Here is a 15,560-nt window from a genome sequence, read left to right as displayed (position 1 = left end):
CTCGAAAAGTAGCCTCGATAAGCCGCCGCTGTCACGTGGTCCTTCGCTTAGCTAAAGACGGATGGTAGAAGACGGTCAATAGTCACGAGTGCTTGTAAGTTGGTGTAATACCGAGCGTTTCTTCGATGAACTGCTCAAATGCAGCTCGTTCCTCATCTGTCGGGGTTGAAGAGCTATACCGAAGAGCCCACAATTTTTCGCCATCGCGCTCAGGCCGATTTAGATACACACTGTACGGTCGCTCATCGTACTCAATCTTGAGGTAACGCACATCGTCAGGATCTTCTAGTAGGTCGAGATCCGCCTGTTTTAATTGATTAAGTGCAGGTAAAATATTGCTGTTACCCTTGATTTCGACTTTTGGGCTGCCAGCGAGGGGCGACTGTCTCAACCCAATCTCAGTTAGTTCGACATCATCATCTTCATTTTGGATCTGTTCAACCTTCATGCGAAAATCACTAAAGTGGTCTGACCCTGCAGTTTCTCCTTCAGGTTCATATGTGACCTGACTTTCCCCCTCTTCGTCCTCGGCAGCAGAATTGACTCCCGTAACTGCGCGATTCGCAATTGATGCTGTTGGCGCGTAGACCATCAATCGGTTATCATTAAACCGTAGTACAACAAGGTCTGCCTCAGCTACGCCCTGATTTTCATCAACCTGTCGCTCAACTCTGTCTCGAATGTGTCGTTTTATAGCAATATATTTTTCAGAGTTGTACTCAAAACTATGCCAATGGTCATACTCACGACTATCAGCACCTAATTGGTCCAGAATAGCATCCGTATCTAGTTCTTCGATCGGATCAGAGAGTATATCGTCACTTGTTGAATTGGCATCTGGCATTTTTCCCTTACAAAAGTCTAGTACTAGAATATCTCGGAACTTCGGACGATCAAGCATATCCACAATCAATAGTTTCCCAAACCGCCTCGACTTGTCGCTAAAATCATTATAATATTCCAAAAGATCAGCTTCATCCGCGTCTGCCTCCAGCTGGTTGAAGTAGTGGTTTATAAATTCAGACGCACGATTCTTTCCGAAGTGGTGAATCGAATATAGGTTCTGGGCAAGTTCGAGATCATGGTTGCTGATCGCCGTCAGCATTTTTGTCTTTTCACCAGGTAGATCTTCGGAATCTGGATTGAACCGGCGCCAATAGGGTTCAAGCTCTTTACGGACGACTGTTTGAGAATCAACAAACCTTGAGAGCCGTGATTGATACTCTGTACCCCAATTATCTGCGATTACGTTAGCAGGAACTTCGACATCTATCCAAAAATCTCGATCAAAAGAGATCTCAACCCGATCCAGAGCTGACGCCATAGTCACAGTATTAATACAGCTTCAATTAAGCTTTCCCCTGAACAATAACTCCGTCTGCCGATTAGTAGAGAGCACTTTTCGTTTTCCGGATAACCTATGTGTAGAACATAGAGATGGTGTGAAAGTTCAGCTGCCGGTAATGATAATATCCTGACAGCCATCCAATTAAATGGCGATTCTCGATGACTGATGCACCATTAGCACCGCGTCGGCCGATGGACGACAACAAGGGATTAGGCGAGGGAATGACTAGCGTCGACATCTACTGTCACCGCCAGCACAAAGGCCAATGGCAGCAAGAGGCCGACGAACAAGGAATCAGCCTGAGTCGATATCTGGTCGAACTCGTTCAAGAAGCTCGCTGGCAGAGACATAACGACGACTGAGACGGCGAAGTCTGAAATATCGTTTTCCTCCGGAATCGGGACATAGACCGCGTTTTTACCGGTAATATCATTAACCTAACAACCTAATGACTATTCGGAGGTTCTAGTATGACAGAGACATCTGTGGACAGCCCCAGCGACGAACGGGACTTCCAAACGCTCCACAAGAATACGACCAGAGCCGAACTCTTCCCCGCCAAACAGCACAAAGAGGAATGGTGGGAAGAAGCCGAACACGAAGGGTCCAGCCTCAGCCGGTACCTCTACGACCTGATTCAGGAAGCCCGGATGTATCGGGACAGCGGCGCACCCTTCATCCAAACACAGGACCAGACAGTCAAGCAACTCCAAAACAAAATCGACGACCTCCAAACGCAACTTGAAGAGGCTCGACAAGGCGGCGGTGGTCGAACCCACCTCAGTATCGATGACCTCGTCACTCGGGTACTGGACCAGCAGTACCAATCACTAGACGAACTCATAGAGCGCGTTTCTGCTAGTGACGATGTCGCCCAACACCTCCAACGACAAATCGAGAATCGGCTGTACGCCTTAGCCGAAAACGGACGTGTTGAATTCCAACGTGGACACGGCTGGCGACTCAAGGAGGGGAACTAGGATGCCTGCCGAACCCGGTTCCTCGAAAATCTACGAGAACAAGCACGACGGGGTCAACTACTTCCTTAGCCGGAAAGAGGCATCCGGCCGTAGCACGCGAACACTCAACTCGTACAGCCGCGTCCTCCGTGAGTTCTTCCACGACCAATTCCCCGATCTCGAACCCGGCGACGTCGAGATTCGCCACGTCGAAGACTACCTAATGGCACTCACGAAACGGGATGTCTCCCAGAACTCGAAGAAGAAGTACCTCGAAGTCCTCTCCAGTTTCTACAACTACACGCTGAAACGCCCACAGTTCGAGGACATCACCAGCAATCCCGCTGCGGTCGTGATGGAGGAGATTCCACGAATACGTCCCGATCGACCGGACTGCGCGACGTGGGAGAATGCCTGCAAACTGATCGACGCCATACCCGATCCACGAGACAAGACCGTCGCCATCATCCTCGCCAAGACTGGAGCGCGTCTGCTGGAAGCTCTCTCGATCGAAACCGAAGACGTCGATCTCGAAAAGGGATTTGTCCGTCTCCGAGAGCGGAAAGGCGGGAAACAGACCGTCGTCCCGATCGACGACGAGACAATATACGCTATCAAACGCTACCAGTTCGTCAACGCAGATTCGGACTCTCCGTACCTGTTCACGAGTAGTCGAGGCGGTCGGCTCTCGAAAGAACGAGTTCGACGGGAAGTGAAAGCCGCCGCCGACCGTGCCGGCGTCGCCTCCAAAGAAGAACGCCGGTTCGAGAAGAAATTCACACCTCACACGTTCCGGACAGTATTCACGACACTAATGCGGAAGCAGGGGATGAAGCCGTACATTCTGAAGTACATTCGTGGGGACGCCAAGACCGAGACGATGGATATCTACACTCGCGTCGATCGGGAGGAGGCGAAAGAGGAGTATCTGGACTGTATCAAGGAAATCGGACTCTAGCGAGGATGGACAGATGATCGAAGTCATTATCTACAAAAATCCGTGGGAAGACCCCAAAGAGGTAGCCCGAGTGACGATTGAGGGAGAAGTAAAAGGTGAGACGCCGACGGCAGAATCCCTTCGAGACCGCATGCAGGACGAACGCGATCCAATCATTAGCGAGTACACGGATGGACGGGAGCTGCTTCGATATGTGACCGCTTCGTACTCGAACGGGTACGTGATGGCTGGCTACGATAGCGAAGAGTCTCGACGAGTCGTCGAAGACCTAAACGACGGAGCATATCGAGACTGGGTCAGAGATTCCGGGCTCGACACCCAACTCTGAATCCCTCAGACTGTACGCTGGTGGTAGCCTCTCAACTACTCACGCATTTCTGAGCGAATCGAATAGATTGACTCTCGGTCGTCCTCAAACGGCTCACTACCCCCGATAAGTAACACTCATCTTCTGTTGGCACGGACCAGGAGTACCGAAATTACTGGCTCTGTTGAAATCATCAATAAGAGATATGTTCTGCCCCGGTTGCGGTCAGTACAGGAGACCTCCGGAACGGTTCCCAGAGTTTACTGGGTGGAGGGGTCGTTATATTTCTATTTTTCCTCAGATACGACACCTGATTGGCTCGGGCCAAATCGCCGTAAAGCAAACGCAACAGTAGATGATACAATCCCTATTGGGACGCCATACAACATTGCTCCCCCCACGCCGGTTAAAAGTCCATAGTCAGGTTGAGGGTGATTAAGCGAGATGACACTATACAGGGCAGAGCCGCTTATGACGATCACGGCGACGGCGATACTCACGAGTATTCCGTCGTTGCGATATGTGTGTATCCCTGCCAGAATAATCGCTGATACCGTGACTCCAAGAAATGAGTTTCCCATACCGGAATTTCCAACAAGATAGAGTTGACCAAAGAACAAGGCCATGAGAATGACCGAGTAGCCGAGATACCGAAGTGATAGGTTCAACGACTTCCCGAGAAGAAGCGATTCTAACCGCGAGTCCATACACCAGGATGGTTCTCTGGTTGTATAAGCTTTTCATCAAGAAGGTCGCGGGAAATTAGACATATAGATAGTACCCAAAACAAGCAGGTACTCTATGACCGGGTTCAATAAGCAGTCTTTAGCGACCAGCTGTTTCAGACGATAATGTGTCTGAAGAATAGGATTCCAACAGAACCAAATTACTCTATCAGTCGATGGGTGTCCGCTGATGTGCGTCATTGCTTCAGAGACCGTTTTGTTGTTCTGGATAATGATTATTGTTCGATTGTTGATGGACGCGTTCTCTACCCTCTCCACTAGGACCTCCACGCTGTTACAGACCAAGAGAGCCAGAATCAGTCCTCTACTCGGGAGTCTTATGATGGAACAGGGCAAGTATTTGATACGGTGATTTGACGTGGGATTGCTCTTTCTGGGACTCAACGAGGATCGAGACGGCTGGGACATCTTCGGTAAGATTGTTGATGGCGAGATCGTCGAGGACCCAACTGGCGAGCTTGAGGAGACAGTACAAGGGGCGTACGATTTGGATGATGAAGACCACTTGAGGCGAGCGTTCAATAACCACTACATCAACGCCGTCCCGCTGGCAGGGGATGAGGAATAGACCGATGCGGATTCTCTTTCAGATGTACCACGACGGCGAGCTACATGACCTCGGAATCATCGAAGACGGCGACGTAATCAAGAACATCGAGGAGGGGTTTGAGAACTGGATTCTCTGGGAGCTAAGCCAGCCGACAACTCCCGACATAGATGACCCTGATGGGATTTTGAGAGCGTATGAGGGACCGCACATGATCGCGAAGCTCGTCGACGAATGACTATACCTGATATAGTATATATAGGGGAATCAACGGAGGCCCAAGCTCTGGGAACGTCACCTTGTGTGTTCTCCGCATCTGTAAGGAGATATACACTGTGTATAGCATCTACAGGGTAGAATTATTATCGTATCTTGGTCAATCAGAGAATAGATGTCTAGAAGCAATGGTGGAGGTATTCTATTTGAGACATTCGCTACTGTCCTTAGAGCCTTCCAAGAGTTAGATGGTAAAGCTAGAACGATAGAGATTGTTGAATCGGAACACACGAATCGAGAAAAACGTCAAGTCCTCAATGTGCTTCAAGAACTCCAGCGAATGGGTTATACTCGATACGAGCAGCGTGGAATGTATAAATATTGGATAGCGGATTTGCATGAACTCGACTCGTTCTATACTAGAGAGAAAGAATACCTAGATGAGCTATTAAAGAATGAAGAATGGACCGAGCAAAAGAGAGAATATCTGCTACAGAAGTCTCACAACAGTACCAGTCCTGAATCAGAATAACTAAAATTAGAGAGACATGATGTCTGAGTCCCCCATCCCTATACTATTATAATATAATATATTTGCATTTCGTCACCCTATCGTGGTATCCCGGTTTCGAGGATACAAGGACCCACCATTTGGAGAAGAGGCCGTTCCAAGTCGAGGTTAGCAGCATTGTCGCGCAAGAACTACAGATATTAATCCACCTTCTTCATGCATGTTTATAATTATATTTTGAGTGCTTGTAACCCTTGGAATGAGATTTTCTCTATTCCAAGGGTTACAAACTGAATTCCAAACGTTTGGGCTTCAAACCCGGCATAACACTTATACTATTGTGTATCTGACGAGTGATGCTATGAATTCCATAGTAATTCGATGGGATCGGACGCATTATATGAACTCGGTTGCCGATTGGAGAGCTGAATAATGCATCAGTCACCATGGGATCGCCATCTCATTCGCAGATGGATCCAAATGCAGGCTGATGACGACCATCGGTATGGCGAAGATGTCGCCACCGACGACTCAGTAGAAGATGAAGACGCGAAAGCAATTGAGCAATTCGAAGCAAAATACCAAGACTATCAGGAACGGGACGCGCCCGAGGAGTTGAGCAACGTCACAACGACCGACATCAACACGGGCGAAGAACTCCCGTACTTTACCTGGGTCCCGTACAAAGGCCCGCAAGGCGGTCGAGGCTGGGAAAACACTCGAACCGGAGAAATCCGCTACGAGCTCAGAAAGCCGGGGCCGCGAGAACCCGATATTTCGGAGGGAGTCTACAGGGGAATTTGAACAGGATAGCAATATACACCAGATACGCGTTTTTGCACCGTATAGACGGTTCTATTCTCGAATAATAGAGACTCCCTGAAATCAAAAGAAGCCATTCTCTGATCCACTCACGGTATGCTCGTCCCAATCATAGACCTCCTCATGCTGATAGAGATTGGATTGATCGAATTCCAACGCAAACGAGCTATCCCGATGTTGCCTTCTCCGAACCGGATTGACTAGAAATCGATATGATACCGTCATCTTGTTCAATCACTCCGTTTTCGATGAATCTCTCAACGCGGTCTTTTGCAACACCCAATTCGAGACCGGTCGCACGACGAACGTGCAAGACGAGGTGATTGAAATGGAGGTCATCGGCACACGCTTTTTCAGATGCTCGGTGAATGAGCTGCGGACCATCGATAGAAATCGTATCTTCGCCCCAAGGAAGCTTGGTAACACCGTCTCGCTCGATATTCCTGGCGAATGTTAGCCATTCTGGGTCTTCCTGATGGTCGATGTGGTCGACACCCTCATAATATATTCCTGGGACACCTGAGAGAATATCGTCTTTCAGTGATCCCCTCACGATGTATTTTGCTGCAAGAGGTGGGATTTCTTCTTTGTCAACAATACGATCGACAAGATTCAAATTGATATGCGGTCCCCTCCAATTTTCCTCTCCCGGAAGAACCTCTCGCCACCAGTATTCTCGGCAGGGGGCAATCATTAGAATGTCCCCCAGATCGACTGCGATACTGTAGTCATGATATCTGTCACAGTAGTCTTGATGTGATGCCAATCGCCTGTAGTGTAGTTAGTTGGTTTCATAGTATGTCTCCTGTGAGCCATACTCAGAGAATTCTCTACCTGTCGTCCTCTCTAGCGTGTCTGCTATCGAATCTCTGAGTTGCTCGCTTTCTTGTGGTTGCGAGTCGTTTTGCGACCCATCATATTCTATGATAGCATGAATAATAAGTATTATGGCGCAATGGAATACATTACGATCTTGTCCAAAATAGCATATTCAGTAGATTAATTAGAATCGACATAATAGAATAGAGTATGGATAGTAGCTCAGAGAGAGAACGCGGCGTCCTCAGCACCAAAGACCGCAACTACCTCCGGGATGGTGCTGGAATCGCGCCAAAAAGCTCAGCCGAACGAGTCACCCGATCCCGAATCCGAAAGCGACTCTACAGTGCCTACTTAGATTTCAAGCTCCTCAACAACGAGTTAGAGGAACGCGACCGGAAGACCGTTTTTGAGGATTTACCTGATGACCGAGACCTCCATCGAGGAATCACGGCTGCGCTCGAATTTACATATCTCGCTCTGAAAGAACAGAACCTCGATTTCAAAGACTACCTAGAGGAAGCGATCGCAAACGCGGAGGAGAAGCTAGCCCGGAAGGAATCCGAAAATCGCGTCGAGGTAGACGTAGAACTCAATGTCGAAACAAGACTTGTTCTCGATGAAGCGCGGGACATCAGCGAGTACAGCGATGAGGAAATAGGTGAGCTACTGATGAACGGCGAGATTGATGGTAAACTTGCAGCCCACCTCCTGCAAGAGCGACATAGCGACGGCGAGGGAAGAGATATCGCATAATCGCCGCTGAGCACGTAGGTTAGTACCTCGGGCAAGAACTTGCCAGAGGTCTTTATCAGTCATTTTCTCACGCAGTCTTCGCACCATTCGATAGATATGGTTCAGTCATGTAGAAACAAAGTCTCAGCACTAAACACAGAAACCTCCGTATAGCCTCCGCGATTCAAATATTGAATCGTTCTCTATCCTTGTTGATTTGCTCTTCAGCGATGCTGGTTTTGTATATCTCCCAAATACGTCACAGTCGTCTTATGATTTTGCACACCCACCAAAATCAATAGACCATGACAGGAAATAGTCAGCCAGAAGCCGAATGCCGCTCGATCGTCGATGTCAACAGCGAGATAGATCTGTCTCAGACGGTGCAGACGGATTTGGAATTGTTTGATGAAGAAAAGCTAGCTCAAGAGCAATTCCAGCTTATCGTGAAGGTACTCTCAATAGATTGGTGGGGTGAAATTCTTTCCTCACCCGAGTGGAATACTGAACCTGTTACGAAGGAGGTCGTGATTCAGAGAATAAGCGCCGCTGAGGGTATCTCTGAACTGTCTGCTTGGACGATCTATTCTATGGCGGTATCCGGAATTCCCATCGGAGGAAACTATGAAATAGAGATTGAAGACGTCACCTTCGATAGTCCTGCTTTAGTCTGGGTGACGGCGATGACTGTGAAATATATTGAGGAGCGTGGTATCTGTCCGCGATTTAACAATCGAAGACGCTCATTTGAGCTAGAACCGACTATTCTCTTCGATATTGTCGCGTCCGGAGATCCGCAGAAAACGACCACAAAGAAAGAACTCATAGAACACATAGTAAGCAATTCTGGGATGGACCGATCTGTTGCTTTATCGGTTATCGATAAGATGATCGAGGACGATTTCTTTGAAGTTACTGATAATGGGAAATTAGTGCTGCAAGATTGGGTACGGGATATTTCACTCGTTGAACGGGAGAGAATCCACATTACGAGTCCGTCTTTCCGAGGCCTATAACTCATTATACAGAATGACGTCTATTGAAAGATACTCAATCCTCTGAGTGTCCTTCTTTGTAGCCTGTCTCATATTCGTCTCGTAATCGGTTCGACGCTTGTTTTGAGAGACAGATGACGCCCTTGTTGAATCGACGGATAGCGATGTAGATGTACAGCAGAAGGATATACGGCCAGAGGAACAACCCAATAACTGCGTAGAGGACGAGTTTGATGAATCTGTACTCTATCGGGCCGACATGGATGCTACCTATCTGCAATCCGCGCGATTCGTCTTGCTGGTCGCTGTCTGAGTCAGTCATCGTAGTCTCCCGGTCAACGCCGTCGCTGCTAGAACTAGCAGCGCCAGTAGGACCTATTCAGAGAGACGGCAGGCACCAATATCAATTTACTGACTATATCTCTATAACTCACTCTCTGGACGTCCTACGAAGAACAGTACTCAGCGTACAGTCTCTCGCCCGCTAACTGATTCGACCGTTCAGATGATGACTGATATTCAGACCCGGGAGCGATGCGTTAGCGTCTGAGTCCCGTTACGCTCCATGCTATCCAAGACAAGTAGAGGTGATGGCGAAGCGAGCCACTCGCTACAACAATTCAGAGACCGTTTCGGTCAAGTCCGCGAAGATATCCTCGGCTGCCTCCAGAGTTTGACAGCCCGTGATAATCACCTTACCTGTAGCGAAGAGTAAGACAACGCCATCCGCGCCTTCTGGTCGATAAATGAGCCCTGGGAACTGTTCAGGCTCGTACTCGATCTTCTCAAGACCTAACCCAATAGAGAGAGCGGTCAGATTGAGGTTTTGTCTCAATTCAGCCGTACAGACGTAATTCTGAATTGAGAACCACTCGTCCTCCGGCTCTTCGATAACGTCCATATCGGAGAACAGATTCAGGAATCGTTCTCGGAGCGAATAGGATTCCTCTTCGGAGTCTGAGCCGGTGATGATGAATTTCCCCGTGCGGTAGACCGTTATCAGCGGCGCATCTTCCTCGAATCGGAGGTACATCCCCGGATACTTGTTCGGGTTAAAGTTCGCTATATCTCTCGCTTCTTTGGCTACGGCTTCGAGATCGAGGTCTATTCCCAGAGATCCAGAAGCAACAACGTTGACAACCTCTACCATTTATACTCCTGTCTCAGAATGTATTTGCACCCTAAGTTAAACCTTGTAATGGATCACTCGTCCCTCGAAAGAGTGAACGAGAAGTTATATTCGCCAGCACAGGCGACTAATTAGTAAACCTGGGACACAGAATGGATATTGTCAGTACGATGGGGAGTGGATCGCTTGAGCGGGAAATAGACTTGAAAACCCTCGTATCCGAGCTGGAGGACCATCTCGGTGAGTTCGTTGACGCGAATTTTCACAGCACTGCGATGGTTACTGTTCGTCTGGAAAAGAACGGACCGGCCTACACCATCTATCGTACAGGCACGTTCCAGATTCGTGGTGCTGAGACCGAGGAGCTGCTCACAGAATCTTTCCGTCGATTCGAGAAGGTTCTTAATGAGATCGGCGTCGATGTCTCTAAAACCGCATTCAGGCAAGTAACCTCTGTGTTCATGGAAGATCTCGACCGCGAGATCAACTTGGAAGCACTCGCCATCGCACTCGGGCTTGAACATACGGAATACGAACCCGAGCAGTTCCCCGGCCTCATCTATCGTCCACCCCAGTACGAAGTCACCCTCTTGGTTTTCGCTAGTGGGAAGATCATCATCGGTGGTACGACCGATCGTGAGCATGCCAAATCCGCCGTTCAGCATCTCAAGGAGGAGCTTACATTCGCTGATAGCTCTTGGCGGTGACGGAAGAGAATAAACGAATCTAACACAACTCTTAACAGGTCCTGATTAGCAGTCTACCTTATGTCTCTCACGGGAAGTTCTAATGGCGAACTTGAAAAGCGGCTCTGGAAGACCGCTGAAAAACTGCGAGGACCGGTCGATCCCTCCGAATACAAAGACTTCGCGCTCGGACTGCTCTTCCTCAAGAGTATGTCTGACTCCTTCGAGGCCCGACGACAAGAACTCGAAGAGAAAACCCGCGACCCAGATTCCAGGTATTATACTGAGGACGAACAGGAACGTGAGTACATTCTCTCAGACAACGACGAGTACAAGCGAGAAAACGTATTCTACATTCCTGAAGAGGCACGTTGGCAGTACTTCGTCAATAATGCTACTGACCCGCAAATAGGAAAGAAGATCGACGATGCAATGAGGGCAATCGAGGACGAAAACCGGCGTCTCAAAGGAATTCTACCCAAAGGATACTCCCGTTCCTCTCTCTCTGACAATTCATCAGACGCCTTAGAAGGTCTGATCAATCTCTTCGCAGATCTGGATATGGAAGCCGGGAATGGAGATAAGGACGAGGACGTTTTCGGCCGTATCTACGAGTATTTCATTAAGCAGTTCGCGATGGAAGGCGGGCAGAAGGGGGGTGAATTCTACACTCCGAAAAGCGTTGTCGAACTAATGGTTGAGATTCTGGAGCCGTATGAAGGCCGGATATTCGACCCATTCAGCGGTTCAGGCGGAATGTTCGTCCAGAGCCAGAGATTCATAGAAAACCACGGAGGTAACACCGACAAGATCTCCATCTATGGCCAGGAAATCAAGGAGAGCACGCTACAAATCTCCAAGATGAATCTCTACCTGCGAGGTCTTGACGGCAACATCAAACAAGGAGACAGTATTCTCAATGACCAACATAAAGGACTTGATGCAGATTTCATTATAACAAATCCTCCGTTCAACATGAGTGAGTGGGGGAAAGACTCAATCGCAGATGATGATCCTCGCTTCAAATATGGAGTAGCACCTTCCAACAATGCGAATTACGCCTTCATCCAGCACATGATAAGCCATCTTGATGATAATGGGATGGCTGCGACAGTGATGGCCAATGGCGCTATGTCTGTTCAAGGCAAGGAAGGAGAAATTAGGCAAAGCATCATCGAAGATGACCTGCTTGACGCTGTTATCGCGCTTCCCAAGGAACTGTTCTTCACAACAAGCATCCCAGCTTGCATTTTCATTTTGAGTAAGGGGAAAGACTCAGACAAGTACCGTGATAGAGGTGGTGAAACACTGTTTGTGGATGCCAGAGAGGAATACGAGAGCATCAACCGGACACAAAACATCCTTGCCAAAGATAATATTGATAAAATTGTTGAGAAAGTCAGAGCTTATCGAGGAGAAGAAGGGGTAGACGAATACAAAGATGAGACCGGATTCTGTAAGGTAGCTGAGATCGGCGATATTGCAGACAACCGTTATATAGTTACGCCCGGCAGATTCGTCGGAGTCAAAAAACAGGATAGCGATGATGAACCCTTTGAAGTTAAGATGGAAAGGTTGTCTGCTGATCTGAGGGAGAATTTCCAGAAATCCAATGAACTACAGAATCAAATCGAAAAGAACTTGGAGGTGTTAGGATTTTGAGCTCCAAAAATGTAAGTGCAAAATTGCCATATATATTTCGGAAAGAACAGGTAGAAGTACCAGAATCATGGGAAGTGAAAAAATACTCAGAGGTTTTGGACTTAGAATACGGAAATAATCTCCCAAAGAAAGACAGGGAGGATGGCCAATACCCTGTTTATGGTTCGAACGGAGTCACTGGTTGGCATAATGAATATCATGTTGAACCGCCAAGCATAGTTGTTGGTAGAAAGGGTACACTTGAAGCAAAATTAAGCCAAAAGCAATGTAATGTCATAGATACTGCATATTATGTGAATGATGATTGTATAAAATATGATAAACTGAATCTGATGTATCTCTATCACAATTTAAAAGCGTTTGATTTTGAGATACTTGAATCAGGATCAGCAGTCCCCAGTTTGAGTCGAGATGATTTTTATAATGAAACGGTAGCACTTCCCCCGATTGAGGACCAAAAGAAAATTGTACATCTATTAGACACCCTTGATAAGAAGATTAACGTAAATAATAAAATAAAAGACATATTGGAAAACATCGTCCAATCAGTATTTAGATCTAGATTTGTTGATTTTGAGCCTTATGATAATCTCAAGAAATCAGAGGTAGGCGAAATTCCAGACAGTTTCGAGGTGCTTCAAATAGGGGATGTTTGTAACACTAGAGGTGGAGGAACCCCGAGTACGGATAATGATGAGTACTGGGATGGCGATAATTTATGGTTGACGCCTAAGGAGGTTACTTCTCTTGATTCGAAGATCGTGTTCGACACTGAGAGGAAAGTTAGTGATGAAGGCCTGAATAATAGTTCTACGGCCATAATGCCGGAAAAATCAGTCCTTCTTACGAGTAGAGCTACTGTCGGAGAAGTAGTTGTTAATCGGGAACCAATGGGTACCAATCAGGGATTCATTTGTATTCAGCCAAATAGCAGGGTAGAACCGTACTATCTTGCCTGTCTTGTTGAAAATAAGCGACCTGAAATTGAGAATCGTGCTAGTGGTAGCACCTACGATGAAATAAGCCAGACATCATTTAATGGAATACAGATTATGGTTCCTCCGAAGAAAGATATTGAAGAATTTGAGAATCGGATTGAGGATATCTATGAGGATATCTACACTAGGGAACTTGAGAACCGCCATTTAGAGGAATTACGTGACACCCTTCTTCCGAAGTTGATGTCGGGTGAGATAAGGGTCGATGATATTAGGTTGGATGATTTAGAGGTTGAAACAGGGGTTTAATTTGGTATGTCTATGAATGAGATGGAGTTATCAGAGAAGCCGGCCCTACAGGCATTCCAAGACATTGGATACAGCTACAAACACGGTTCTGAGCTGGGACCGAATAGTGATGATCCTGAGCGCCAATCTCATTCAGACGTAGTTCTGCGTGGCCGTCTTGAGCAGAAGCTTCGAGATTTCAACCCATCCATTCCTGATGAGGGGATTGAGGATGCTATTTCTCAGCTTCTCGGTTTTAATTCGACGAGAATGTTGAAAAATAACAAGGACTTCCATGAGAAGCTGGTTAGCGGAATCCAGGTTGAGTACGAGGTTAACGGTGAGACTCGCGGTGATTTTGTGGACGTATTTGATTTTGAGAATCCTGGGGCGAACGATTTTCTGGTCTCTAATCAGGTTGTTATTCAGATTGGTGAAGGTCCCCAGCGCCGCCCCGATATTGTCGTATTCATCAATGGGCTGCCTATCGCCGTCTTGGAGATGAAGGACCCGACGAATCCGCAGGCGTCTATGGGTAATGCGTACAAGCAGGTCACAGATCGGTACGTGAAGGATATTCCGGATCTGTTCCATTACAACGAGCTCATCGGTATTTTGGACATGAATAATGCGAAGCTGGGTTGTTTGTCTTCGGGCTGGGAGTGGTTCTCCCCTTGGCGGTATATCGACGAAGAAAAGGATGTCACGGATGAGTTGCCACCGTCTGAGGTTTTGATCCGCGGTGCATTCGATAAGTCACGGATCTTAGATTTGATCGAGAATTTTGTGTTGTTCGCTGATGAGGATGGGAAGCTCGGTAAGAAGCTTGCTGCGTACCACCAGTTCTATGCGGTGAACAGTGCGGTTGAGAGCAGCCGCAACGTGGTTCCGGACCCTGATGAGGACCGTATCGGCTTAGTGTGGCATACCCAGGGGTCGGGTAAGTCGCTCTCTATGGTGTTCTATGCGAAAAAGATTCGACGTGAAATCTCAATGGAGAATCCGACGCTGGTGTATCTTACTGATCGCAATGATCTCGATGATCAGTTGTACCGGGAGTTCCGGAAGCACGACTTGAACGCGGAGTGGGCAGACAGTGACAACCGTGTTGAGCTCCGAGATCGGCTGGACCGGGAAGCAGGTGGCATAATTTTTGCTACTATACAGAAGTTCCAGACTACGGATGACGAGGTCACGTATCCCGAGGTCAACGACCGGCAGAATATGATTGTCGTCGCTGATGAGGCGCATCGGACCCAGTACAAGAGCTTAGCGACTAATGTTCGGGACGGACTACCGAACGCTTCTCACCTCGGGTTTACTGCAACACCTATCGAGAAGGAGGATCGGTCAACGACGAACACGTTTGGTGGCTATATCAGCCAGTACACAATCAGGGAATCCGAGAAGGATGGTTCGACGGTTCCAATTTACTATGAGAGCCGATTGGCGAAGCTCCAGGTTAATGATCCGGAAATTGAGGACCGGTTTAACGAGTTGATGGAGTCGAAGTCCGATGACCTGAAGAATGAAATGAAGAAGAAGTGGACTCAGCTCCGTCAGGTCATTGAGAATAGCGAGGAGCGAACTGAGATGATTGCAGATGATATCGTGGAGCACTACAACAATCGGGAGATTGAGGGTAAGGCGATGGCGGTGGCGATTAGCCGCCAAGCCGCTGTCAATCTAGCTGAGAAGATCCGGGAGAATCCTGAAGCACCAGAGACCCGAGTTGTGATTTCTGGAGCTGAGGATTACATTGCCGATCCGATTTCAAATGAGGAGTTGAAGCGCCGGTTCAAGGACCCTGATGATCCGTTTGAGATCGCTGTTGTCTGCGATAAGTGGTTGACCGGATTCGATGCTCCTCATCTCCACACGTTGTACGTGGATA

Annotated in this window: 19 protein-coding genes; 14 read left to right on the top strand and 5 right to left on the bottom strand. The window is 47.8% G+C overall.

Annotation, left to right across the window (positions count from 1 at the left end):
- Positions 1–82 precede the first annotated feature (82 nt).
- Positions 83–1,324, bottom strand: a complete 1,242-nt coding sequence (locus ACFQEY_RS17570; protein WP_379771188.1) for a hypothetical protein — start codon at positions 1,322–1,324, stop codon at positions 83–85.
- A gap of 215 nt (positions 1,325–1,539) precedes the next feature.
- On the opposite strand from ACFQEY_RS17570, the gene ACFQEY_RS17565 reads away from it, so the two are divergent.
- From ACFQEY_RS17565 to ACFQEY_RS17550, 4 genes are all read left to right on the top strand, one after another.
- On the top strand, positions 1,540–1,710 hold the full coding sequence (locus ACFQEY_RS17565; protein ID WP_013035302.1) for a hypothetical protein: 171 nt from the start codon (positions 1,540–1,542) through the stop codon (positions 1,708–1,710).
- 108 nt (positions 1,711–1,818) lie between these two features.
- The gene (locus tag ACFQEY_RS17560; protein ID WP_379771185.1) at positions 1,819–2,328 is read left to right on the top strand and encodes a hypothetical protein; all 510 of its coding nucleotides are present in this window, start codon (positions 1,819–1,821) and stop codon (positions 2,326–2,328) included.
- Between the two features lies 1 nt (position 2,329).
- Positions 2,330–3,265, top strand: a complete 936-nt coding sequence (gene xerA, locus ACFQEY_RS17555) for a site-specific tyrosine recombinase/integron integrase (protein WP_379771182.1) — start codon at positions 2,330–2,332, stop codon at positions 3,263–3,265.
- A 13-nt stretch (positions 3,266–3,278) separates the two neighbouring features.
- Complete coding sequence (locus tag ACFQEY_RS17550; RefSeq protein ID WP_379771180.1) at positions 3,279–3,593, top strand: hypothetical protein; 315 nt, start codon at positions 3,279–3,281, stop codon at positions 3,591–3,593.
- A gap of 266 nt (positions 3,594–3,859) precedes the next feature.
- Here ACFQEY_RS17550 and ACFQEY_RS17545 read toward each other — a convergent pair whose 3' ends face one another.
- The gene (locus ACFQEY_RS17545) at positions 3,860–4,279 is read right to left on the bottom strand and encodes a hypothetical protein (protein WP_157745927.1); all 420 of its coding nucleotides are present in this window, start codon (positions 4,277–4,279) and stop codon (positions 3,860–3,862) included.
- 397 nt (positions 4,280–4,676) lie between these two features.
- Here ACFQEY_RS17545 and ACFQEY_RS17540 point away from each other — a divergent pair, with 397 nt between their 5' ends.
- From ACFQEY_RS17540 to ACFQEY_RS17525, 4 genes are all read left to right on the top strand, one after another.
- Positions 4,677–4,886 carry a hypothetical protein gene (locus ACFQEY_RS17540; protein WP_379771176.1) on the top strand — a complete coding sequence of 70 codons (210 nt, stop codon included), beginning with the start codon at positions 4,677–4,679 and terminating at the stop codon, positions 4,884–4,886.
- Between the two features lie 22 nt (positions 4,887–4,908).
- A complete protein-coding gene (locus tag ACFQEY_RS17535; protein ID WP_379771174.1) occupies positions 4,909–5,103 on the top strand; it encodes a hypothetical protein in 195 nt (64 codons plus the stop codon).
- A gap of 153 nt (positions 5,104–5,256) precedes the next feature.
- Positions 5,257–5,613 carry a hypothetical protein gene (locus ACFQEY_RS17530; protein WP_162829516.1) on the top strand — a complete coding sequence of 119 codons (357 nt, stop codon included), beginning with the start codon at positions 5,257–5,259 and terminating at the stop codon, positions 5,611–5,613.
- A 459-nt stretch (positions 5,614–6,072) separates the two neighbouring features.
- Entirely contained in the window at positions 6,073–6,396 is a 324-nt protein-coding gene (locus ACFQEY_RS17525) for a hypothetical protein (RefSeq protein ID WP_379771172.1), read from the top strand.
- A gap of 184 nt (positions 6,397–6,580) precedes the next feature.
- Here ACFQEY_RS17525 and ACFQEY_RS17520 read toward each other — a convergent pair whose 3' ends face one another.
- The gene (locus ACFQEY_RS17520; RefSeq protein ID WP_379771169.1) at positions 6,581–7,108 is read right to left on the bottom strand and encodes a hypothetical protein; all 528 of its coding nucleotides are present in this window, start codon (positions 7,106–7,108) and stop codon (positions 6,581–6,583) included.
- 335 nt (positions 7,109–7,443) lie between these two features.
- Between ACFQEY_RS17520 and ACFQEY_RS17515 the strand changes: the two genes are divergently transcribed.
- Together ACFQEY_RS17515 and ACFQEY_RS17510 are read left to right on the top strand one after the other, a co-directional pair.
- Positions 7,444–7,989, top strand: a complete 546-nt coding sequence (locus tag ACFQEY_RS17515; RefSeq protein WP_379771166.1) for a hypothetical protein — start codon at positions 7,444–7,446, stop codon at positions 7,987–7,989.
- Positions 7,990–8,273: 284 nt separating this feature from the next.
- On the top strand, positions 8,274–8,984 hold the full coding sequence (locus ACFQEY_RS17510) for a hypothetical protein (RefSeq protein WP_379771163.1): 711 nt from the start codon (positions 8,274–8,276) through the stop codon (positions 8,982–8,984).
- Positions 8,985–9,018: 34 nt separating this feature from the next.
- Here the strand turns inward: ACFQEY_RS17510 and ACFQEY_RS17505 are convergent, their stop codons facing one another.
- The gene (locus ACFQEY_RS17505) at positions 9,019–9,285 is read right to left on the bottom strand and encodes a hypothetical protein (protein ID WP_379771160.1); all 267 of its coding nucleotides are present in this window, start codon (positions 9,283–9,285) and stop codon (positions 9,019–9,021) included.
- 288 nt (positions 9,286–9,573) lie between these two features.
- The gene (locus ACFQEY_RS17500; protein ID WP_379771158.1) at positions 9,574–10,113 is read right to left on the bottom strand and encodes a TATA-box-binding protein; all 540 of its coding nucleotides are present in this window, start codon (positions 10,111–10,113) and stop codon (positions 9,574–9,576) included.
- 131 nt (positions 10,114–10,244) lie between these two features.
- Between ACFQEY_RS17500 and ACFQEY_RS17495 the strand changes: the two genes are divergently transcribed.
- The 4 genes from ACFQEY_RS17495 to ACFQEY_RS17480 all read left to right on the top strand — a co-directional run.
- Entirely contained in the window at positions 10,245–10,799 is a 555-nt protein-coding gene (locus ACFQEY_RS17495; protein ID WP_379771156.1) for a TATA-box-binding protein, read from the top strand.
- A 60-nt stretch (positions 10,800–10,859) separates the two neighbouring features.
- Positions 10,860–12,440: a type I restriction-modification system subunit M gene (locus ACFQEY_RS17490; RefSeq protein WP_379771154.1), complete on the top strand. Its 1,581-nt coding sequence runs from the start codon at positions 10,860–10,862 to the stop codon at positions 12,438–12,440.
- Positions 12,437–13,687: a restriction endonuclease subunit S gene (locus ACFQEY_RS17485; RefSeq protein WP_379771151.1), complete on the top strand. Its 1,251-nt coding sequence runs from the start codon at positions 12,437–12,439 to the stop codon at positions 13,685–13,687. The genes ACFQEY_RS17490 and ACFQEY_RS17485 overlap by 4 nt, the downstream gene beginning before the upstream one ends.
- 12 nt (positions 13,688–13,699) lie before the next feature.
- Positions 13,700–15,560, top strand: a 1,861-nt coding sequence (locus tag ACFQEY_RS17480; RefSeq protein ID WP_379771199.1) for a type I restriction endonuclease subunit R, incomplete at its 3' end; no start/stop codon positions are given.

This window comes from Halorubrum trueperi, from assembly GCF_042662525.1.
Lineage (GTDB): Archaea > Halobacteriota > Halobacteria > Halobacteriales > Haloferacaceae > Halorubrum > Halorubrum trueperi.
Note: the sequence above shows the minus strand (reverse complement) of the source record. Positions and strands in the feature narration are given on the sequence as shown.